Annotated in this window: 20 protein-coding genes and 1 pseudogene; 1 reads left to right on the top strand and 20 read right to left on the bottom strand. The window is 72.0% G+C overall.

Going from position 1 to position 19,843, the window contains the following annotated elements; genetic code table 11:
• Positions 1 to 214 precede the first annotated feature (214 nt).
• The 13 genes from tyrS to BMZ92_RS27380 form a co-directional block, all read right to left on the bottom strand.
• The gene (tyrS, locus tag BMZ92_RS27440; protein ID WP_091513263.1) at positions 215 to 1,489 is read right to left on the bottom strand and encodes a tyrosine--tRNA ligase; all 1,275 of its coding nucleotides are present in this window, start codon (positions 1,487 to 1,489) and stop codon (positions 215 to 217) included.
• A gap of 22 nt (positions 1,490 to 1,511) precedes the next feature.
• Entirely contained in the window at positions 1,512 to 2,126 is a 615-nt protein-coding gene (locus BMZ92_RS27435) for a DNA-3-methyladenine glycosylase (protein WP_091513261.1), read from the bottom strand.
• Positions 2,123 to 2,707, bottom strand: a complete 585-nt coding sequence (locus BMZ92_RS27430) for a VOC family protein (protein WP_091513260.1) — start codon at positions 2,705 to 2,707, stop codon at positions 2,123 to 2,125. Before BMZ92_RS27430 ends, BMZ92_RS27435 begins: the two co-directional genes overlap by 4 nt.
• On the bottom strand, positions 2,704 to 3,171 hold the full coding sequence (locus BMZ92_RS27425) for a GNAT family N-acetyltransferase (RefSeq protein ID WP_091513257.1): 468 nt from the start codon (positions 3,169 to 3,171) through the stop codon (positions 2,704 to 2,706). The genes BMZ92_RS27430 and BMZ92_RS27425 overlap by 4 nt, the downstream gene beginning before the upstream one ends.
• A complete protein-coding gene (gene argH / locus BMZ92_RS27420) occupies positions 3,159 to 4,574 on the bottom strand; it encodes an argininosuccinate lyase (RefSeq protein WP_091513254.1) in 1,416 nt (471 codons plus the stop codon). Before argH ends, BMZ92_RS27425 begins: the two co-directional genes overlap by 13 nt.
• 21 nt (positions 4,575 to 4,595) lie before the next feature.
• Positions 4,596 to 5,084, bottom strand: coding sequence for an arginine repressor (locus tag BMZ92_RS27415; protein WP_091513253.1), 489 nt, complete (start codon positions 5,082 to 5,084; stop codon positions 4,596 to 4,598).
• On the bottom strand, positions 5,081 to 6,007 hold the full coding sequence (gene argF, locus BMZ92_RS27410) for an ornithine carbamoyltransferase (RefSeq protein ID WP_091513250.1): 927 nt from the start codon (positions 6,005 to 6,007) through the stop codon (positions 5,081 to 5,083). Before argF ends, BMZ92_RS27415 begins: the two co-directional genes overlap by 4 nt.
• Before the next feature lies 1 nt (position 6,008).
• A complete protein-coding gene (locus BMZ92_RS27405; RefSeq protein WP_091513248.1) occupies positions 6,009 to 7,208 on the bottom strand; it encodes an acetylornithine transaminase in 1,200 nt (399 codons plus the stop codon).
• A complete protein-coding gene (argB, locus tag BMZ92_RS27400; protein WP_091513246.1) occupies positions 7,205 to 8,125 on the bottom strand; it encodes an acetylglutamate kinase in 921 nt (306 codons plus the stop codon). Before argB ends, BMZ92_RS27405 begins: the two co-directional genes overlap by 4 nt.
• The gene (gene argJ / locus BMZ92_RS27395) at positions 8,122 to 9,282 is read right to left on the bottom strand and encodes a bifunctional glutamate N-acetyltransferase/amino-acid acetyltransferase ArgJ (protein WP_091513243.1); all 1,161 of its coding nucleotides are present in this window, start codon (positions 9,280 to 9,282) and stop codon (positions 8,122 to 8,124) included. Before argJ ends, argB begins: the two co-directional genes overlap by 4 nt.
• On the bottom strand, positions 9,279 to 10,307 hold the full coding sequence (argC, locus tag BMZ92_RS27390) for an N-acetyl-gamma-glutamyl-phosphate reductase (RefSeq protein ID WP_091513242.1): 1,029 nt from the start codon (positions 10,305 to 10,307) through the stop codon (positions 9,279 to 9,281). Before argC ends, argJ begins: the two co-directional genes overlap by 4 nt.
• 90 nt (positions 10,308 to 10,397) lie before the next feature.
• Positions 10,398 to 10,874 carry a helix-turn-helix domain containing protein gene (locus tag BMZ92_RS27385; RefSeq protein WP_091513239.1) on the bottom strand — a complete coding sequence of 159 codons (477 nt, stop codon included), beginning with the start codon at positions 10,872 to 10,874 and terminating at the stop codon, positions 10,398 to 10,400.
• A gap of 162 nt (positions 10,875 to 11,036) precedes the next feature.
• Complete coding sequence (locus tag BMZ92_RS27380) at positions 11,037 to 12,590, bottom strand: alpha/beta hydrolase (protein WP_091513238.1); 1,554 nt, start codon at positions 12,588 to 12,590, stop codon at positions 11,037 to 11,039.
• Positions 12,591 to 12,708: 118 nt separating this feature from the next.
• On the opposite strand from BMZ92_RS27380, the gene BMZ92_RS27375 reads away from it, so the two are divergent.
• Positions 12,709 to 13,407, top strand: a complete 699-nt coding sequence (locus BMZ92_RS27375) for a DNA alkylation repair protein (protein WP_091513235.1) — start codon at positions 12,709 to 12,711, stop codon at positions 13,405 to 13,407.
• A gap of 35 nt (positions 13,408 to 13,442) precedes the next feature.
• On the opposite strand, the gene pheT is transcribed toward BMZ92_RS27375, so the two are convergent.
• From pheT to infC, 7 genes and pseudogenes are all read right to left on the bottom strand, one after another.
• Positions 13,443 to 15,965: a phenylalanine--tRNA ligase subunit beta gene (gene pheT / locus BMZ92_RS27370; RefSeq protein WP_091513234.1), complete on the bottom strand. Its 2,523-nt coding sequence runs from the start codon at positions 15,963 to 15,965 to the stop codon at positions 13,443 to 13,445.
• Positions 15,965 to 17,032, bottom strand: a complete 1,068-nt coding sequence (pheS, locus tag BMZ92_RS27365; protein WP_091513232.1) for a phenylalanine--tRNA ligase subunit alpha — start codon at positions 17,030 to 17,032, stop codon at positions 15,965 to 15,967. The genes pheT and pheS overlap by 1 nt, the downstream gene beginning before the upstream one ends.
• 96 nt (positions 17,033 to 17,128) lie before the next feature.
• Positions 17,129 to 17,719 carry a TrmH family RNA methyltransferase gene (locus BMZ92_RS27360; protein ID WP_091513302.1) on the bottom strand — a complete coding sequence of 197 codons (591 nt, stop codon included), beginning with the start codon at positions 17,717 to 17,719 and terminating at the stop codon, positions 17,129 to 17,131.
• A 504-nt stretch (positions 17,720 to 18,223) separates the two neighbouring features.
• Positions 18,224 to 18,466 (bottom strand): annotated as a pseudogene (locus BMZ92_RS27355) (RNA methyltransferase substrate-binding domain-containing protein); the annotation flags it as partial.
• A gap of 23 nt (positions 18,467 to 18,489) precedes the next feature.
• Positions 18,490 to 18,876 (bottom strand): 50S ribosomal protein L20, encoded by a 387-nt coding sequence (gene rplT / locus BMZ92_RS27350; protein WP_091513231.1) that lies wholly within the window; start codon positions 18,874 to 18,876, stop codon positions 18,490 to 18,492.
• Positions 18,877 to 18,944: 68 nt separating this feature from the next.
• The gene (gene rpmI, locus BMZ92_RS27345) at positions 18,945 to 19,139 is read right to left on the bottom strand and encodes a 50S ribosomal protein L35 (protein WP_091513228.1); all 195 of its coding nucleotides are present in this window, start codon (positions 19,137 to 19,139) and stop codon (positions 18,945 to 18,947) included.
• Between the two features lie 71 nt (positions 19,140 to 19,210).
• Positions 19,211 to 19,825, bottom strand: coding sequence for a translation initiation factor IF-3 (gene infC, locus BMZ92_RS27340; protein WP_091513227.1), 615 nt, complete (start codon positions 19,823 to 19,825; stop codon positions 19,211 to 19,213).
• Between the last annotated feature and the right edge of the window lie 18 nt (positions 19,826 to 19,843).

Genomic DNA, 19,843 nt, shown 5'->3' with positions numbered 1-19,843 from the left:
TTCTCGGTCTGGGCCAGACTCTACCCCACCGGTAATCCGGAGATTTCCTCGGGGGGTGGACATCCGTCCAGGCCAGGACCACCCACTCTACCACCAATCAGTGGGAGCTTGGTTCGTGGCCCCGCGCCGCCCGGTCTCCCTGGCGACGAACAGAAGATTACACACCCGGAAAACGCCCCCGAACAGGGGGGTCCCCTAAACGAGAAACCCCAGGTCAGGGCAGCAAACGGACGCCACCCGTGGTCCGCTTGCCCCGGCGCACCACGAGCCACCGGCCGTGCAGCGCGTCGGACGCGGACGGCCGCCACTCCTCGTCGTTGATCTTCACGTTGTTCACGTACGCACCGCCCTCCTTCACCGTGCGGCGCGCGGCCCCCTTGCTGTCCACCAGCCCGGGGGCGAGCAGGAGGTCGATGATCGTGGGCTCCTCGGCCAGCCGGACCTCGCCGGTGGGCACCTCCGCCATGACGGCGTCGAGCGTCGAGGCGTCCAGCTCGCCGAGTTCCCCCCGGCCGAACAGCGCCTGGCTCGCGAGCGTCACCTGCCGGGTCTGCTCGGCGCCGTGCACCAGCGTCGTCAGCTCCTCGGCGAGTTTGCGCTGCGCGGCACGCAGTTGTGGCTTCTCCTCGGTGAGCTGGGCGAGTTCGTCGATCTCCTCGCGGCTGAGGAAGGTGAACATCTTCAGGTACGGGATGACCTCGGCGTCCCCGACGTTCACGAAGTACTGGAACCACGCGTAGGGCGAGGTCAGCGACGGGTCGAGCCAGACGTTGCCGCCGCCGGTGGACTTGCCGAACTTCCGCCCCTCGGAGTCGGTGACCAGCGGCGTCGTGAGCGCGTGCACGGCCGAGCCGTCGACCTTCCGGATGTAGTCGACCCCGCCGATGATGTTGCCCCACTGGTCGGAGCCGCCGATCTGCAGCTTCGTGCCGTACTTCCGGTGCAGCTGCAGGTAGTCGTAGGACTGCAGAAGCAGGTAGCTGAACTCGGTGTAGGAGATCCCGTCGGACGCCAGCCGGCGCTTGACCGTCTCCCGGGAGAGCATCACGTTGACCGAGAAGTGCTTGCCGACGTCACGCAGGAAGTCGAGTGCGGAGACGTCCTTGAACCAGTTCAGGTTGTTCTCCACGATCGCGCCGGACGGCGAGTCGTCGAACGTCACGAACTTCTCCAGCTGCGCCCGGATCTTCTCCAGCCGCGCCGCCGTGACCTCCCGGCTGACCATCGTGCGCTCCCCCACGTCCCGGGGGTCGCCGATCTGACCGGTGGCGCCGCCGCCGAGCACGACGGGCCGATGCCCCGCCCGCTGGAACCGCGCCAGCGTCAGCAGCTGGACGAGGTGACCGGCGTGCAGGCTTTCGGCGGTCGGGTCGAAACCGCCGTAGAGCGTGAGCGGACCCGCGTCCAGATCCTTCCGCAGCGCGTCGAGGTCGGTGGACTGCGCGATGAGCCCGCGCCAGGACAGTTCGTCGAGAATGTGTTCGCTCACGTCTCGATACTCCCGTACCAGGTCAACCGGCTTTCTGCCGGGTCGCCCGGCCTCCGCGGCGGTACGCGGAGACGGCGGGCGAGTCGATCCAGAACCGCCACGGGACGTCCATCGCCGCGGCCACTCCCACGCGCGGCCCCGTGTGGATCCGTCCCACCGGCTCGCCCACCAGCAGGCGCACCGGCGAGGTGGGGTCGGTCAGGTCGGCGCCGTTGTGCTCGGGGCCGATCCGCAGCGCCGACGTCAGGCGCGCGGGCCCCTGCGCGAGTTCGTGCTCGCGGCGGGCGGCCTTCCGGCGTGCCTTCGCCAGCTCGACACCCGAGGTGATCTCGGCGGCGCGCAGCAGCACCGCGCCCGCCTCCCCGTCCTCCCGGCCCACCACGTTCGCGCAGAAGTGCATGCCGTAGACGAAGTACACGTACAGGTGGCCGGCGGGCCCCCACATCACCTCGTTGCGCGGGGTGCGCCCGCGGTAGCAGTGCGACGCCGGGTCGTCCTGGCCGCGGTACGCCTCGACCTCGACGAGGCGGGCGGCGACCACTCCTTCGGGAGTCGTCGTCTCGACCACCGCCCCGAGCAGCACCCGGGCGAGGTCCAGGGGGTCGACGGCGAGTTCCTCGCGCGTGAACTGCCTCACCGCAGCACCACGCTGCCCTTTGGCGTGGCCAGTTCCGCTTCGAGACCGGGGCGCTCGCCGCGCCGCACCTCCAGGCTCTCCCCGAGCGCCGCCACCTCGCGCGCCACGCGATCGGGATCGGGGTGGACGCCGTGGAACGACACCAGGCGGACCGAGTGGTCGAGGCTCTCGGCCGGATGGGGCGAGTCGTGCCAGTCGATGAGGAACGGCACCAGCCCGTCACCGCCCGGCGGGAACGCCAGCTCCCATTCGAGCAGCACACCGTCCGGGCGGCGGCGGGACATCGGCACCGGGCCGAGCAGCTCCCGGTCCGGAAAACCGGACACGCGCGCGGCCCATGTCACCAGGCGCGGGGCCGTCAGGTCGTCGATGCCGAACGGGCGGGGCTCCTGCGGCTCGGGCTGCTCGGGATCAGGGCCGATGACTTCGAGGTACGTGCCATCGCCCAGTCCGGCGAGGTGGTTGCGGGTGCCGCGCCCGACGTGCGGCCCGCCGGGCACCAGTGGCACGCCCTGCGCACGCAGAGCCTCCACGGTGCCGGCGAGGTCCGGTGTGGCGTACACCAGGTGGTCGATCGTCACAGCTTCACTGTGTACCTGAGCTTGCCGACGCCGTGCGCGCCGAGGCGTTCGTAGAACCGCTGCCCCGCGTGGTTCTCCCGCGGCGTTTGCCACTGCATCCGCTCGGCGCCCAGTTCACGGGCACGAGCGGCACCGGCGTCGAACAGCTTCCGGCCGACGGCCCGGCCCCGCACGCCCTCGCGCACGTACAGGCAGTCGAGCAGGACGTAGCGCTCGCCGCGCCACGTGGACGGGACCCAGCAGTACGACGCGTAGCCGACGAGCTCGTCCCCGAGCGCGGCGACGAGGCACCACATCTCGGGCGTGGGACCGAAGATCTGGCGCCGCAACCGTTCCGCGAGGTCGTCCGGCAACGGCGGGATCGGTTCGCCGAGCCCGCGGTCGAACTCGGCGTGCTCACGGCACAGGACCGCCAGCTCGCCCAGCTCTCCCGGCTCGACGTCCCGGATCCTCAGGAGATCCATTCGCGGTACCCCGCGACCCGGTCCTCCAGCCGCCCGAGCTGCTCCGCGACCCGGGCAGGGGCTGTACCGCCCCGCGCGTCGCGGGACGCGACCGAACCCTCGACGGTCAGCACTTCGCGCACCTGCGGGGTGAGCGCGGGCGAGATCTTCGCCAGCTCCTCGTCGGTCAGGTCCTCCAGCCCGACGCCCCGCGACTCGGCGACCCGCACGCACTCCCCCGCGGCCTCGTGGGCGACGCGGAACGGCACGCCCTGCCGCACCAGCCACTCCGCGATGTCCGTGGCGAGGGTGAACCCGGCGGGCGCCAGCTCGGCGAGCCGCTCCGTGTGGAAGGTGAGTGTGCCGAGCATGCCCGCGATCGCCGGGAACAGCAGCTCCAGCTGCTCGACGGAGTCGAAGACGGGCTCCTTGTCCTCCTGCAGGTCGCGGTTGTACGCCAGCGACAGCCCCTTGAGCGTGGCCAGCAGCCCGGTGAGGTTGCCGATCAGCCGCCCCGACTTGCCGCGCGTCAGCTCGGCGACGTCCGGGTTCTTCTTCTGCGGCATGATCGAACTGCCGGTCGCCCACGCGTCGTCGAGGGTCACGTAGCCGAACTCGGCGGTGTTCCAGATGATCACCTCTTCGGCGATCCGCGACAGGTTCACGCCGAGCATCGCGAGCGCGAAGGCGAACTCCGCGGCGAAATCCCGGGACGCGGTGCCGTCGATGGAGTTCTCGACGCTCGCGTCGAAGCCCAGCTCCTTCGCCACCGCTTCCGGGTCGAGCCCCAGCGACGAGCCGGCGAGCGCACCGGCGCCGTACGGCGACTCGGCCGTGCGGTCGTCCCAGTCCCGCAGGCGGCTCACGTCGCGCAGCAGCGCGTGCGCGTGCGCGAGCAGGTGGTGCGCCAGCAGGACCGGCTGCGCGTGCTGCAGGTGGGTGCGGCCGGGCAGGACCGCGTCCGGGTGCCGCTTCGCCTGGGACACCAGGGCGTCCACCACGTCCAGCGTGCCGGCGACGACGCGGCGGGCCGCGTCCCGCAGCCACATCCGGAACAGGGTGGCCACCTGGTCGTTCCGCGAACGTCCCGCGCGGAGCTTGCCGCCCAGCTCGGCGCCCGCCCGCTCCAGCAGCCCGCGTTCGAGGGCGGTGTGCACGTCCTCGTCCTCGATCGTCGGCGTGAAGGCACCCGAGGCCACGTCCTCGGCGAGCTGGTCGAGCGCCTTCAGCATCGCGTTCAGCTCGTCCTCGGTCAGCAGGCCCGCGTTGTGCAGCACGCGGGCGTGCGCCTTGGACCCGGCGATGTCGTACGGCGCCAGTCGCCAGTCGAAGTGGGTCGAGGCGGACAGCTTCGCCATCGCCTCGGCCGGCCCGCTCGCGAACCGGCCTCCCCACAGCTGCACCGGCTGGTTTCCCTCGGTCATAACCTCAGCTCTTCTGGTAGTTCACGTCTCGGTGGCCGACCGCCGCGCGAGCGCGGAGAACCGGTCGGCCAGTTCCTTGCCGGTCAGCGGTTCCCTGGCGATCACCGCGACCGTGTCATCCCCGGCGATCGAGCCGACGACCTCCTCCAGCGCCGCCCGGTCGATCGCGCTGGCGAGGAACTGCGCGGCGCCGGGCGGCGTGCGCAGCACTGTCAGGTTGCCCGAGAAATCGGCCGAAACCATCAGCTCGGCCAGCAGGCGTGACAGCCGGGAGGTACCACCCTGCACGCCGCGCACCGGGCTGCCGTCCTCGGGGATGACGTACACCGGCGCGCCCGAATCCGCGCCCCGCAGTTTCACGGCGCCCAGCTCGTCGAGGTCACGCGACAGGGTGGCCTGCGTGACCTCGATGCCCTCGGCCGCCAGCAGCTTCGCCAGCTCGGTCTGGCTGCGGATCGCCATGCTGGAGACCAGCTCGGTGATCCGCGCCTGCCGGGCCGCGCGGCTCATCGTCGTTCGTTCAGCAACCACACCAACAGCGCCTTCTGTGCGTGCAGCCGGTTCTCGGCCTCGTCCCACACCGCGCTGGCCGGGCCGTCGAGCACCTCGTCGGTGATCTCCCAGCCCCGGTGAGCGGGCAGGCAGTGCAGCACGATGGCGTCCTGTGCCGCCCTGGCCAGCAGCTCGGTGTTGACCTGCAGCTTGCGGAAGGGCGTGACGCGGTCGAGGCCGTCGTTCTCCTGGCCCATCGACGTCCACGTGTCCGTCACGAGCACGTCCGCGCCCTCGACGGCCTCGTTCGGGTCGGTGTAGACGGTGACGCTGCCGCCCGTCTCGGCCGCCCGCTCCTTCGACGCCTGGGTGACCTCCGGCAGCGGCTGGAAACCCTCGGGCGACACGACGCGGACGTTCAGCCCGGCCGTGGTCCCGCCGAGCATCAGCGAGTGGGCCATGTTGTTGGCACCGTCGCCGAGGTACGTCAGCGTGAGCCCGGCGAGCTTCCCCTTGCGCTCGCGGATGGTCTGGAGGTCGGCCAGCACCTGGCACGGGTGGAACTCGTCGGTCAGCGCGTTGACGACCGGCACGCTCGCGGCCGAGGCCATCGCGTTGATCCGCTGCTGCGCGAACGTCCGCCACACCACGGCGTCGACGTAGCGCGACAGCACGCGCGCGGTGTCCTCGATGGTCTCCTCGCGGCCGAGCTGCATGGAGCGGCCGTCGACGATGATCGGGTGCCCGCCCAGCTGGGCGATCCCGACCTCGAAGGACATCCGGGTGCGCGTGGAGTTCTTCTCGAACAGCACCGCGACCGACTTCGGCCCGGCGAGTGCGCGGTTGCCGAGCGGGTCCTTCTTCAGCTCGTCGGCGAGGTCGAGGACGGCGAGCTGCTCCTCGGGGGTGAGGTCGTCGTCGCGGAGGAAGTGGCGTGGCATGTCAGTCCTTCGGGGTGGCGGAGTCGAGAGCACCGGGCAGCGCGGCGAGGAAACCCCGCGCCTGTTCGTCGCTCAGGATCAGCGGGGGTGCGAGGCGGATCGCGTCGGGCGCGACCGGGTTGACGAGGTAACCGGCGTCCTGCGCGGCCTTGGCGACCGCGGGCGCGACGGGCGCGCGCAGCGCGATGCCGAGCAGCAGCCCGGCGCCACGCACCCCGCCGACCAACGGGTGGTGCAGTTCCTCGATACCGTTCGCGATGTCCTTGCCCAGCGCGGACACGTGGTCGTTGAGGTTGTCCCTGGCGATCGTGCGCAGCACGGCGAGACCGGCGGCGCAGCACACGGGGTTGCCGCCGAACGTGGTGCCGTGCTGGCCCGGCTGGAGCAGGTCGCCGGCCGCGCCGACACCGATCGTGGCGCCCAGCGGCAGACCGCCGCCCAGGCCCTTGGCCAGGGTGAACACGTCCGGCGTGATCCCCGCCCGCTGGAACGCGAACCAGGTGCCGGTGCGGCCCATGCCGGTCTGCACCTCGTCGAGGATGAGCAGCGCGCCGGCCTGCTTGGTGATCTCGCGCGCGGCCTGCAGGTACCCGTCCGGCGCGGGGATCACGCCGCCCTCGCCCATGATGGGCTCCAGCACGAGCGCCGCGGTCTGGTCGTCGACTGCGGCCCGCAGCGCGTCCACGTCGCCGTAGGGCACGTGGACGACACCGGGCATCAGGGGCTCGAACGGCTCACGCTTGGGCGGCTGGCCGGTGAGCGCGAGCGAACCCATGGTGCGCCCGTGGAACGCGCCCTCGCACGCGACGATCTTGGTGCGGCCGGTCAGCCTGCTGATCTTGATGGCCGCCTCGTTCGCCTCGGCGCCGGAGTTGACGAACAGCACCTTCGCGCCGCCCGCCAGCCCGGCGACGTCCAGCAGCGCCTCGGCGAGCTCGACGGCGACGGGGTTCACGTACAGGTTCGACGTGTGCCCGAGCTGGGTGATCTGCTCGGTGACCGCCTTGACGACCTCGGGGTGCGCGTGGCCGAGTGCGTTGACCGCGATGCCGCCGAGCAGGTCGACGTACTCGTTGCCCTCGGCGTCCCAGACCCGCGCGCCCTCCCCGCGGACCAGCGTCAGCTGCGGCGTGCCGTAGTTGGCCATCAGCGCGGACTGCCAGTGCTGCTGGCCGTCCACATTGGACGATATGGTGGTCATGACGGCTCCTCTTCGGGCAGGACCATGGTGCCGATTCCGCGTGAGGTGAACACTTCGAGCAGGACGGAGTGGGCGATGCGGCCGTCGATGACGTGGGCGCCGCGGACCCCGCCGCGCACCGCCTTCGCGCACGCCTCCATCTTCGGGATCATGCCGCTGGCCAATGTCGGCAACAGCTGTTCGAGTCGGTCGACGCGGATGCGGTCCACGAGCGAGGACCGGTCCGGCCAGTTGGCGTACAGGCCTTCGACGTCGGTGAGCACGACGAGCTTCTCGGCGCCCAGCGCGGCCGCGAGCGCGCCCGCGGCCGTGTCGGCATTGACGTTGTGCACCACGCCGTCGACGTCGGGCGCGACGGTGGAGACGACGGGGATGCGGCCTGCGTTGACGATGTCCAGCACCGCGTCGGGGTTCACTGACGCGACCTCGCCGACCAGGCCGACGTCGACCGCCTCACCGTTGACCGTGGCCTGCTTGCGCTCGGCGATGAACAGCTGCGCGTCCTCACCGGAGATACCCACCGCGTACGGGCCGTGGGCGTTGATCAGGCCCACCAGCTCGCGGCTGACCTGCCCGACGAGCACCATGCGCACGACGTCCATCGTCTCCGGCGTGGTGACGCGGAGGCCGCCCTTGAACTCGCCCTCGATGCCGAGCCTGCCCAGCATCGCGGTGATCTGCGGGCCGCCGCCGTGCACGACGACCGGGCGCAGGCCGGCGAGCCGCAGGAACACCATGTCCTGCGCGAACGCGTGCTTGAGCTCGTCGTCGATCATGGCGTTGCCGCCGTACTTGACCACGACCGTGGCACCGTGGAAGCGCTGCAGCCACGGCAGGGCCTCGATGAGGACACCGGCCTTCTCGGCGGCGGTGGCGAGCCGGTCGTCGGCCGTCACCAGGGATTCGGAAGGCGTCATGACGAGTACGCGCTGTTCTCTTCGACGTACCCGTGCGACAGGTCCGTGCTGTAGATCGTGGCGGTGCTGACCCCGACGCCGAGGTCGATCACGATCTCGATGGCGCGACCGGACAGGTCGGCGGCGGAGCGGTCGGCCGCCGTGGTGCCGTTGGCGAACAAAGTGACCCCGTTGATCGTGATCGACAGCGACTCCGGGTCGATCTCGGCCTGGGCACGGCCCAGCGCCATCGCGATCCGGCCCCAGTTGGGGTCGGAGCCGAACAACGCCGTCTTCACGAGGTTGTCCTCGGCCACCGTGCGGCCCACGTTGATAGCGTCCTGCTCGCTCGCCGCACCCCGCACGACGATGTCGACGTCCTTCGTGGCGCCTTCGGAGTCGGCCCGCAGCTGGTACACCAGGTCGAGGCAGACCGCGGTGAGCAGTTCGGTGAAGTCGTCGAGGGCCGGGGACACCCCGCTCGCCCCGGACGCCAGCAGCAGCACCGTGTCGTTGGTCGAGGTGCCGCCGTCGACGTCCAGCCGGTCGAAGGTGACTCTCGTGGCGGCGCGCAGGGCGGCGTCGAGCGCGTCGGGCTCCAGCGAAGCGTCGGTGGTGACGACGGAGAGCATGGTCGCGAGGTTGGGCGCCAGCATGCCGGCGCCCTTCGCCATGCCGCCGATCCCCCAGCCGTCGGCGTGCGTCTTGAACGTCTGCTTCGGCTTGCTGTCGGTGGTCATGATCGCGGTGGCGGCCGCGAGCCCGGCCTCCGGCGTGGCGGCGAGCGCCCCGGCGGCGGTGTCCACTCCGGACAGGACCGCCGGCATGGGCAGCCGCTCGCCGATGAGCCCCGTGGAGCACACCGCGACCTCGATCGCGCCGGTGTCGAGCACCTTCGCGACCTGCTCGGCCGTGGCGTGCGTGTCCTGGAACCCGCCAGGGCCCGTGGCGGCGTTGGCGCCGCCGGAGTTCAGCACGACGGCACGCAGCCGCCGGTGCCGCAGCACCTCCTGCGACCACAGCACGGGCGCGGCCTTGATCACGTTGCGCGTGAACACGCCGGCGGCGGCCTGGTCGGGGCCGTCGTTGACGACGAGGGCGAGGTCCAGCGCGCCGGTGGGCTTGATCCCGGCGGCGACTCCGGCGGCCCGGAACCCCTTCGGTCCGGTGACGGTCACGGGGCGACTCCTACGGTCGGAAGTCCGGTGGTCTCGGGGAGACCGAGTGCGACGTTCATGGACTGGACGGCACCACCCGCGGTGCCCTTGGTCAGGTTGTCGATGGCCGACACGACGACCAGCCTGCCCGCGGACTCGTCCACGGTCAGCTGCAGCTGCACGTTGTTCGACCCCAGCGTGGCCGAGGTGACCGGCCACGAGCCCTCCGGCAGCACCTGCACGAACGGCTCGTCGGCGTAGGCCTTCTCGTACACCGCGCGTACAGCCGCTGTGTCCACTTCGGACGCCAGCGGCGCGCTCGCGGTGGTCAGGATGCCGCGGGGCATCGGCGCGAGCACCGGCGTGAACGACACCGTGACCCGCTCCCCCGCGACCGCGCTCAGGTTCTGCGCGAACTCGGGGGTGTGCCGGTGGGTGCCACCGACGCCGTACGCACTCGCCGACCCCATGACCTCCGACCCGAGCAGGTGCGGCTTGAGGCTGCGGCCCGCACCGGACGTGCCGGTGACCGCGACGACGGACACCTCGGGCCGCACGAGCCCGGCCGCCAGCGCCGGCGCGAGCGCGAGCGAACCCCCGGTCGGGAAGCAGCCGGGCACCGCGATCCGCTTGGTGCCCGCCAGCGCCTCCCGCGCCCCCGGCAGTTCGGGCAGCCCGTACGGCCAGGTGCCGGCGTGCTCGCCGCCGTACCAGCGCTGCCAGTCGGCCGCGTCGCGCAGCCGGTGGTCGGCACCGAGGTCGACGACGAGCACGTCCGGCCCCAGCTGTGCGGCGATCTCCCCTGAATGACCATGCGGCAGCGCGAGGAAGACGACGCCGTGCCCCGCGAGGGTTTCCGCCGACGTTTCGCGCAGGACTCGATCCGCCAGCGGAACCAGGTGGGGCTGGTGCTGCCCGAGCGGGGTTCCCGCACTGCTGGCAGCGGTCAGCACGCCGATTTCCACTTCCGGGTGCGTGAGCAGCAGGCGGAGGAGCTCCCCGCCCGCGTACCCGCTCGCCCCGGCCACCGCGACCTTCACCGTCATACGAATGATTATGCATGGTCACGCAAGTTCAATCAAAGCCAGGGTGCCGTACCCGGGAGGGCGGCGCTCCGGCCGCCCTCCCGGTACCGATCACGGATCTCCCGCCAGGCGCCTGCTCGGTGGCTCCGGCAGGTACTCCCCCGGACGCTCGGGATCACAGCCGACCCTCGGCAGCCGCGCCCGCACCGCACCCGGCGAGCGCCCGAAGTCGGCGGCGATGTCCGCGACGGAACTGCCGGTGATCCACCGGCTCTCCAGCTCCGCGTCCTGCTCCGGTGTCCAGGGCAGCCCCTGGCTCGCCGGCCGGGCACGGGCCCGGCGACCGCCAGCGCCCGTGATGCCCACCGTATGTCGCAGCGCTTCCGCCAGCACGGTCCCCAACGTCTCCGCGGCCGCCGCGGCGACCTCGAGGTGCCCGTCGGCGACCTGGTCACCCTGCGGCCCCGCCCCGCCGACGCTGACGACCAGCCGCGCGGGCCCGTCATCGCCCGGCACGGTCGTGATCTCGATCGAATAGGTGTCTTCTCCGGCCCGGACCTTGCTCCGGTGCTCTTCGATGATGTTCATGCCGGGGAGGCTAGCGACCCCCTACGACAATTTTCGTCACCGAGCGCTTCCGGGCGGTCGCGGTCCGAAATTGTCGTACCCCTGTCGTAGCGTGCTCGGCACCACACACGAGCGGTCTGGGGGGACCTGATGAAACACCGTCGACGAGCTGAAACAACGCCGTCAGCGCCACGCGGACGCGGCCGGCACCGCCGCGCGCGGTTCCGCCCGTCCCGCGCCCGCGGGGACGGGATCGGGCAGCGGGTCGCACGTCGTGTCCGGGCCTTCGCCGCGCTTGCGGGCGGGCAGCTTGCCCGTCGCCAGGTAGTCCGCGACCTGGTCGTCCACGCACGCGTTGCCGTTGAGGGAGTCGGCGTGCGTCGCCCCGCCGGGCTCGCCGATCAGCGCAGAGCGCGGGAAGAGCCTGCGCACCTCGAGGCTGCCCTCGAACGGCGTGGCGGCGTCGAGTTCCTCGCTGATCAGCAGCGCACCGGCCACCTTCGTGCCGTCGACGCGGACCGGGATGCCGGGCTTCGCGGGCCAGAACAGGCAGGGCGCGTTGTACCAGGCGTTGGCCCACGTCTCGAACGGCGCGCGCTGGTGCGTCCGCCAGTTGTCGGCCCGCCACTTCGCCCACGCGGCCGGCCAGCGCACGTCGCTGCACTGCACGGCGGCGTAGACGGCGTAACCGTTGTCGTCGCCGGCGCTGTCGTCGTAGAGCGCCTTGAGCGCCTGCCAGTCACCCCGGTGCACCCAGCCGCTGAACGCCTCCGCGATGTCGGTCCACCCGAAGCGGTAGTACCCGGCCTGCAGGAAGATGTCGGTCCACTCCGCGGGGCCGATCACACCTCCCGCGGGCTGCCGCGTGAGCTGCTCCTGCTGCTCGTACCAGAGCCGCTCGACGGCGTCGCCGGACGTGCCGAGGTGGTAGACGGCGTCGTACTTCGCCACCCAGTCGAAGTAGATCTTGATGTTGCGGTCGAAGGCCACGTCCTGGTCGAGGTTGGCCTGGTACCAGACCTTCCGGGGATCCACGTTGCCGTCGAGCACCATGCGGCGGACCCGCTGTGGGAACAACGTCGCGTACACCTGCCCGAGGTAGGTGCCGTAGGAGAAGCCGTAGTAGTTGATCTGCTCCTGGCCGAGCGCCTTGCGCAGCGACTCCATGTCCCGCGCGGAGTCCGTGGTCTTCATGTGCTCGAGCAGCTCGCCGTTCCGGGCACACGCGTTCGCGTACGCCTCGGCGGAGGCGAGGTGCGACTGCTCAAGTTCGGGGGTGGTCGGCACGTAGGCGGAGCGGTTGTAGCCGAACCGGCCGGGGTCGCAGGCCAGCGCGGGCTTGCTGGCGCCGACGCCGCGCGGGTCGAAGCCGATCCAGTCGTAGGAGGCGCCCGCCCCGTGGGGCACGTGCCGCCCGAGTACGGACAGGGTGAGGCCGGAGCCACCGGGGCCACCGGGGTTGACCAGCATGACGCCCTGGAAATCGGGCGTGGTGTGGCGGACCCGGGAGACCGCGAGCGAGATCTTGGTGCCGTCCGGATCGCGGTAGTCCAGCGGTACCTCCAGGAAGCCGCACTCGGCTCCGGCCCTGCGCAGGCCCGCCGAAGCACAGGCGCCCCACGTGATCGGGGCCGGGTCGAACTCGGGCACGCCCGGGGTCGCGTGGGCCGGGCCGCCTGCGACCACGGCACCGGAGAGCAGAACGGTCGCCGCGAGCGCGGAGACGAGTTTGTTCACTGTGGTCCTTTTCGTCGACAATTCCGCCACGCCATGGCGGGAACGAGCAACGCCTCGCGACAACCTCTCCGATCCGGCCGGGTTTCGCCACCCGAGCCCGGCCTGAAGCCGTCACCCGATGGAGGTGTACACAGTGGACGCTTTGGTAGCGGCGGCCCGGAAGGCGCTCGCGGCGGCGGGAGATCCCGCCAAGGCGGAGGAGATGCGGGCCTACATGAAGTCCGCGCTGCCGTTTCGCGGAGTGCCGAAACCGGTCCGGCAGCGGCTGACCCGGCAGCTGTTCGCCGAGCATCCCTTGCCGGACAAGGCGACGCTCGTAGCCGTCACCAGGGAGTTGTGGCGGGAGGCGGAGTTCCGGGAGGAACGCTACGTCGCGATCGACCTGACCGGGCACCGTGCCTACGCGCCGTGGCAGGACAGCGGTCTGCTGCCGCTGTACGAGGAGATGATCGTGACCGGCGCCTGGTGGGACTACGTCGACGAGATCGCGATCCGCAGGGTGGGCCCGTTGTTGCGGGCCGAGCCCGGCGTGCTCGGCCCGGTGCTGCGGCGGTGGGCGGTGGACCCGGACCTCTGGCGGCGGCGGACGGCGATCATCTGCCAGGTCGGCGCCAAGGAGGCGACGGACCTCAGCCTGCTCACCCACGCGATCGAAGCGAGCATCGGCGAGCGCGAGTTCTTCCTCCGCAAGGGGATCGGCTGGGCGCTGCGGCAGCACTCGCGGCTGGACCCCGGTTGGGTCGCCGAGTTCGTCGCCACGCATCCCGGGCTTTCGCCCTTGTCCGTGCGGGAAGCGCTCAAATACGTGCCGCGGTGAGCCTCCGGCTCCGGAGGCTCACCGCGGGAACGAGCTCAGCCCCGCAGCACCGCGCCGAACCGTGTGGCCGCTTCGGCGACCGCCGCGTCGCGGGCCTTCGTGGCCTCTTCGACGGTCAGCGTCCGGTCCGGCGCGCGGAAGCGCAGCTTGTAGGCCAGCGACCGCTTGCCCTCGCCCACCTGGTCACCGGTGTAGGCGTCGAACAGCGTCACGTCCTCCAGCAGCTCGCCGCCGCCGGCGGTGATCGCCTCGGCGAGGTCCGCGGCCGGCACCTTGGCGTCGACCACGAGCGCGACGTCCAGCAGGACCGGCGGGTACGGCGACACCGCGGGAGCCGGCCTGCTGTCGGGCAGCGGGATCGCGTCGAGGTCCAGTTCCATCGCGACCGTCCGCTTGGGCAGGCCGAGCGCCTCGACGACCTTCGGGTGCAGCTCACCGGCGTGCCCCACCGGCCAGTCGCCGACGAGCAGCTCGGCGCAGCGGCCCGGGTGCCACGGCGCGAGGTCGGCGGCACGCACGCGCAGCTCGATCCCGGCGGCGGCGCCGACCGTGCGGGCGGCCTGCACCGCGTCGGCCCAGCTCGCCTGTTCGCCGTCGCCCCACCAGCCCGGGCGGATCCGCTGCCCGGCCAGGACCACGGCGACGTGCAGCGGCTGCGCGGGCACGGCGGCCTCCAGCTGGGCCAGCTCCTCGTCGCTGGGCCGGTGCGCGACGCCGAGGTCGGGCATGGGCACCGGCGCGGCGCTGGGCAGGACGACCTGTCCGACGTGGAACAGCGCGAGATCACGGAAACCGCGGGAAACGTTGCGCTGCAAGGTTTCCAGCAGCCCCGGCAGCAGCGAGGTGGCCAGCTGGTCCTTGTCGGCTTCCAGCGGGTTGCGCACCTTCACCGTGCGGCGGCGCACGTCGTCCTCGGCGAGGCCGAACGCGTCCCACGTCGCGGGCGACATGAACGGGAACGGCAGCACCTCGACGTAGCCAGCCTCGGCCAGCGCGCGCGACACGGTCCGGCGGCGGCGCTGGGTCTCGGTGAGGCCCCGGCCCGGCGGCGCGGGCGGCAGCGTGGACGGGATGCTGTCGTAGCCCTCGAGCCGCAGCACCTCCTCCACCAGGTCCGCGGGCTGCAGCAGGTCGCCACGCCAGCTCGGCGGCACGGCCGTGACGATGGCCGCACCCTCGTCCGAGGTGCCGACCTGGACCTTGCAGCCGATCTGGCCGAGCCGCCGCACGGTGACGCCGCGCTCGTAGCGCACGCCCGCGATGCGGTCGGGCAGGTCGATCGGCATGGTCACGGGAGCCATCGGCTCGACGTGCCCGACGTCCGTGCGGCCCGGCTGGATGCTGCCCTCGCCGTAGCGGCGCAGCAGGCGCGCGGCCAGCTCGACCGCCGCGGCGCACAGCTGCGGGTCGGTGAACCGCTCGAACCGCTTGGCGGCCTCGGAGAACAGCTTGTGCCGGCGTGCCGTGCGGCTGATCGACGCCGGGTCCCAGTGCGCGGCCTCGAGCAGCACGTCGGTGCTCTCCGGGCTGATCTCGGTGCTCGCGCCGCCCATCGTGCCGGCGAGCGAGATCACGCCGCTGTCGTCGGCGATCACGATGTCGTCGGGGTCGAGCGCGCGCTCCACGTCGTCCAGCGTGGTGAGCTTCTCGCCGGGCTGGGCGCGGCGCACCACCAGCTCGCCCTTCACCGACGCCGTGTCGAAGGCGTGCAGCGGGTGCCCGAGTTCGAGCATCACGTAGTTGGTGACGTCCACGGCCAGCGAGATGGACCGGATCCCGGCCAGCAGCAGGCGGCGGCGCATCCACCAGGGCGTCGGCGCGGTGGCGTCGAGGCCGGTGATCCGGCGCAGCACGAACCGCTTGCAGCCGTCCTCGTCCTCGATGCGGACCGGCCAGGCCTCGCCCTCCGGCTCGGGCAGGTCGAGCGCGGCCGGGTCGCCGAACGGCACGTCGAGCGCGCACGCCAGCTCGCGGGCCAGCCCGCGGACCGACAACGCGTAGCCGCGGTCCGGGGTGGGCACCACGTCGAGCACGGTGTCCTCGAGGCCGAGCACCTCCCGCGCGTCGTCGCCGGGCGAGGCCGTCGACGGCGGCAGCACGAGGATGCCGGTGTGGTCCTCGCCGAGGCCGAGCTCGCGGGCCGAGCAGATCATGCCGTCGCTGATGCGGCCGTAGGTCTTGCGCTGGGCGATCGCGAACCCGCCCGGCAGCTCGCTGCCCGGCAGCGCGACGACCACGAGGTCGCCTTCGGCGAAGTTGGTGGCGCCGCAGACGATGCCGCGGGTCTTCAGGCCCTGCAGCCCGTCCTCGTCCTCGGTCTCGTCGCCCGGCAGGTCCTCCTCGCCGGTCTCGACGCGGCAGTAGCGGATCGGCTTCTTGAAGCCGGTCAGCTCCTCGATCTCGGCGACGCGGCCCACCACGACCGGGCCGGTGATCCGGTTGAGGGGCTGGACGTCCTCGACCTCGATGCCGATCCGGACGAAGGCGTCGGCCAGCTCCTGCGGTCCGACCTCGCCGGCGTCGAGATGCTCGAGGAGCCAGCTCACGGGGACTCGCACTATGCCTCCGTTCCGAAGGGAAGGGTGAAGCGGACGTCACCCTCGACCATGTCGCGCATGTCGGGGATGCCGTTGCGGAACTGCAGCGTGCGCTCCAGGCCCATGCCGAACGCGAAGCCCGAGTACACCTCGGGGTCCACCCCGCAGGCACGCAGCACGTTGGGGTTGACCATGCCGCAGCCGCCCCATTCGACCCAGCCGGGGCCGCCCTTCTTCTCCTCGAACCAGACGTCCACCTCGGCCGAGGGCTCGGTGAACGGGAAGAAGTGCGGACGCAGGCGGGTACGCGACTTCTCGCCGAACATCGCGCGGGCGAACGCGTCGAGCGTGCCCTTGAGGTGGGCCATGGTGATGCCCTTGTCGACGGCGAGCCCCTCGACCTGGGAGAAGACGGGGGTGTGCGTGGCGTCCAGCTCGTCGGTGCGGTAGGTGCGGCCAGGGCACACGACGTACACCGGCAGGTCGCGGTGCAGCAGCGTGCGGGCCTGCACCGGGGAGGTGTGGGTGCGGAGCACGAGGCCGGAACCGGGCTCGCCGACGTAGAACGTGTCCTGCATCTGGCGGGCCGGGTGGTCCTTGCCGAAGTTCAGCGCGTCGAAGTTGAACCACTCGGCTTCGAGCTCGGGGCCCTCGGCGACCTCCCAGCCCATCCCGACGAACACGTCGGCGACGCGTTCGCTGACGGTCGTGATGGGGTGGCGGGCGCCGCGCGGCACCCGGTCCCAGGGCAGGGTGACGTCGACGGCTTCGTCGCGCAGCACGCGCTCGTCCCGCTCGGCCTGCAGCGTCGCGCGGCGCGCGTCGAAGGCGCTCTGGATGGCCTGGCGCGCTTCGTTGACCCGCTTGCCCGCCTCGGCCTTCTCGTCCTTGGGCAGGGCGCCGATCGCGCGGCGGGCCAGCAGCAGCGGCGAGTGGTCACCGAGGTGAGCGGGCTTGACGGCGGCCAGCGCGTCCAGGTCGGCCGCCTGGCCGAACTCGGCCTCGGCGTTCTTGATCGCGGCCCGCAGCGTCTCCGGCTTCAGCGCGTCGGCCGGCTGCGGGTCCTGCTTGTCGTTGGCTCCGGGCATAACTCCTCAGCGTCCGCTGGACTCGTCCGCGGCACGGCGAGCACACGTAAGCGATTACCGGGGAATTCTAGGCGACTGCCTCCTGGTGACGGCCGGTCACCCTCCGCTCGACCTGCGCTGGGCCATCGCGCTGCCGTACAGGCAGACGGCGGCGGCCGTCGCCAGGTTGAGGCTTTCCGCCCTGCCGTAGATCGGGATGCGGACCGCCTCGTCGACGGCGTCGAGGACCTCGGCGGGCAGTCCGTGTGCCTCGTTGCCGAAAACCCAGGCCACAGGGGCGTCCAGCGGCAGGTCGTCGAGCTCGGTCTCGGCGTAGCCGTGGGCGCCGAGCAGGCGCAGCCCGGCGGCACGGCACGCGGCGAGCACGGCGGTGACGTCGCGTTCCCGCGCGAGGGGGAGGTGGAAGAGGCTGCCGGCGGAGGCGCGGACGCATTTGCCGTTGTGCGGGTCGACGCTGTCGCCGGCGAGGATCACCGCATCGGCGCCGGCCGCGTCGGCGACCCGGATGACCGTCCCCGCGTTGCCCGGGTCGGCAACGTCCACGAGGACGGCGACCAGGCGGGCGGCGGCGGGCAGTCGGGGCGCGGGCTCGGTGACGGGTTGCGTGGGCGCAGGCTCCGCCGCGGGCTCGGTGAGGATGAGGCGCGCCCCGGCGGGATCGGGGGTCGCCAGCGCGACGGCATCCACCGGGGTGGCTTCCGGCTCGGCGGCGGGTGTTGCGGACTGGCCAGCGACGCCCGGCCCAGCCGGGGCGGTGCCGGGCGCAGCAGAGTCGGTGACCGGCGAGGCGGCAGCCGTCGAGCCAGCGGTGGGCTCAGCCGGGACGGCAGCGCCCGAACCAGCGCCCGGCTCGGCCGGGGCGGCGGGAGGCGGCGCCGACGGGCCAGCGGGGCCCGGCCCGGCGACCAGGCCAACACCCGCGTCAGCCGACGCGGCGGCAGTCGCGCGGGCGCCCGGCTCAGTCGAGACGGTCCCAGCCTCGGCAGCGCCCGGCTCGGCTGGGGCGGCGGGAGGCGGCACGGCAGAGGCAGCGCCCGGCTCAGCCGGGGCGGCGACCGGCGACAGGCCAGAGGCAGCGTCCGAGGCCTCCGCGAGTGCGGCCGAGAGTAGGCCGTCCAGGGGGCGGGTCAGCAGGTCGCAGACCGCGACGATGCCCTGCGGGGTGACCGTCTCCGACAGGCCGTCGGCGGCGCGGTCCGTCACCGGGGACACCCGCACCCCCGCCTCGCGGGCGGCGGTCACCAGCTCCGGGTACGCCTGCTCGGCGCGCGCCGTCACGAACAGCTCGTGCATGAAACCGCCCCCGTGGGCCAGCGCCGCGGCGACCGCGTTCGCGCCCTCGGCCAGGAAGCGGCCCGTCTTCTCGCGCTCGGCCCTGCGCAGCAGGCGCCGGGCAGCAACGACCCGGGGGGTCCGCTCGGTGAACGGATCCACCCCGGGCCGGGAGGTGTTCGTGCTCAGGCCGACTTCTTCTCCGCGTCGGGACCGGTCGTCACGTTCTGCTTGGCGACCTCGGCCAGCGCCGCGAACGCCGCGGCGTCGTTGACGGCCAGGTCGGCCAGCACCTTCCGGTCGACCTCGACACCGGCGGCCTTGAGGCCCTGGATGAACCGGTTGTAGGTCACGCCGTTCTGCCGGGCGGCCGCGTTGATGCGGGTGATCCACAGCTGGCGGAAGTCACCCTTGCGGGCGCGGCGGTCCCGGTAGGCGTAGTTGAGCGAGTGGAGCGTCTGCTCCTTGGCCTTGCGGTACAGCCGCGAACGCTGACCGCGGTAGCCGCTGGCCAGTTCGAGAGTTGCGCGACGCTTCTTCTGGGCGTTCACCGCCCGCTTGACGCGTGCCACGGGTCCATCCTGTCGATCTCGGGGGGCGCGGCGGGCGCCCCGGGGTTGTCAGCGGGTCTGCGGGGAGCTCAGCGGCCGAGGAGCCGCTTGACCCGGCCCACGTCGTTCTTGGCGAGCTCGGTGGTGCCCTCCAGGCGGCGGGTCACCTTGCTGGCCTTCTTCTCCATCAGGTGACGACGGCCGGCCCGCTGGCGGCGCAGCTTGCCGCTGCCGGTCACGCGGACCCGCTTGGAGGTCCCGCTGTGCGTCTTCATCTTGGGCATGATTGCTCTCCTTCAGAGTGCAGCACACCGGTCGCCCGGTGTGCTGCGGACTGCGTCTGCGCGAAGCGCCGTCAGGACTCGACCGGTTCCTTGGCGGCCTTCTGCTTCGCCTTCGCGTTCTTGTGCGGCGCCAGCACCATGATCATGTTCCGGCCGTCCTGCTTCGGCGACGACTCGACGTAGCCGAGCTCCTGCACGTCGTCGGCGAGCTTCTGCAGCAGGCGGAAGCCCAGCTCGGGCCGCGACTGCTCGCGGCCGCGGAACATGATCGTCACCTTGACCTTGTTGCCGGCCGAGAGGAAGCGGGACACGTGCCCCTTCTTCGTCTCGTAGTCGTGCTGGTCGATCTTGGGACGCAGCTTCTGCTCTTTGATGACGGTCAGCTGCTGGTTCCGGCGGGACTCGCGGGCCTTCTGCGCGCTCTCGTACTTGAACTTGCCGTAGTCCATGAGCCTGCAGACGGGCGGGTGCGCCTGCGGCGCGACCTCGACGAGGTCGAGATCCGCCTCCTGGGCCAGCCTGAGCGCATCCTCGATCCGGACGATCCCGACCTGCTCACCGTTGGGTCCGACAAGACGGACTTCGGGAACACGGATGCGTTCGTTGATACGTGTCTCGGAGCTGATGTGGCCTCCTTGGTCCGAGGTAAGTTGTCCAGCCTGCTCGACCTGGTGCCCACATACCACACGGGCCCCGGCGCCGGC

Source organism: Amycolatopsis sacchari (assembly GCF_900114035.1).
GTDB classification, from domain to species: Bacteria; Actinomycetota; Actinomycetes; order Mycobacteriales; family Pseudonocardiaceae; genus Amycolatopsis_E; species Amycolatopsis_E sacchari.
The sequence above is the reverse complement of the archived record's forward strand: the minus strand, read 5'-3'. Positions and strand labels throughout refer to the sequence as shown.

What these genes read in the sequence shown, in the direction of transcription:
- BMZ92_RS27405 (WP_091513248.1), bottom strand. Translation starts at nt 7,208, where the DNA reads ATGACCACCATATCGTCCAATGTGGACGGCCAGCAGCACTGGCAGTCC.
- argB (WP_091513246.1), bottom strand. Translation starts at nt 8,125, where the DNA reads ATGACGCCTTCCGAATCCCTGGTGACGGCCGACGACCGGCTCGCCACC.
- BMZ92_RS27425 (WP_091513257.1), bottom strand. Translation starts at nt 3,171, where the DNA reads ATGGATCTCCTGAGGATCCGGGACGTCGAGCCGGGAGAGCTGGGCGAG.
- argH (WP_091513254.1), bottom strand. Translation starts at nt 4,574, where the DNA reads ATGACCGAGGGAAACCAGCCGGTGCAGCTGTGGGGAGGCCGGTTCGCG.
- BMZ92_RS27415 (WP_091513253.1), bottom strand. Translation starts at nt 5,084, where the DNA reads ATGAGCCGCGCGGCCCGGCAGGCGCGGATCACCGAGCTGGTCTCCAGC.
- argF (WP_091513250.1), bottom strand. Translation starts at nt 6,007, where the DNA reads ATGCCACGCCACTTCCTCCGCGACGACGACCTCACCCCCGAGGAGCAG.
- rpmI (WP_091513228.1), bottom strand. Translation starts at nt 19,139, where the DNA reads ATGCCCAAGATGAAGACGCACAGCGGGACCTCCAAGCGGGTCCGCGTG.
- BMZ92_RS27375 (WP_091513235.1), top strand. Translation starts at nt 12,709, where the DNA reads ATGGAGGTGTACACAGTGGACGCTTTGGTAGCGGCGGCCCGGAAGGCG.
- pheS (WP_091513232.1), bottom strand. Translation starts at nt 17,032, where the DNA reads ATGCCCGGAGCCAACGACAAGCAGGACCCGCAGCCGGCCGACGCGCTG.
- BMZ92_RS27385 (WP_091513239.1), bottom strand. Translation starts at nt 10,874, where the DNA reads ATGAACATCATCGAAGAGCACCGGAGCAAGGTCCGGGCCGGAGAAGAC.
- argC (WP_091513242.1), bottom strand. Translation starts at nt 10,307, where the DNA reads ATGACGGTGAAGGTCGCGGTGGCCGGGGCGAGCGGGTACGCGGGCGGG.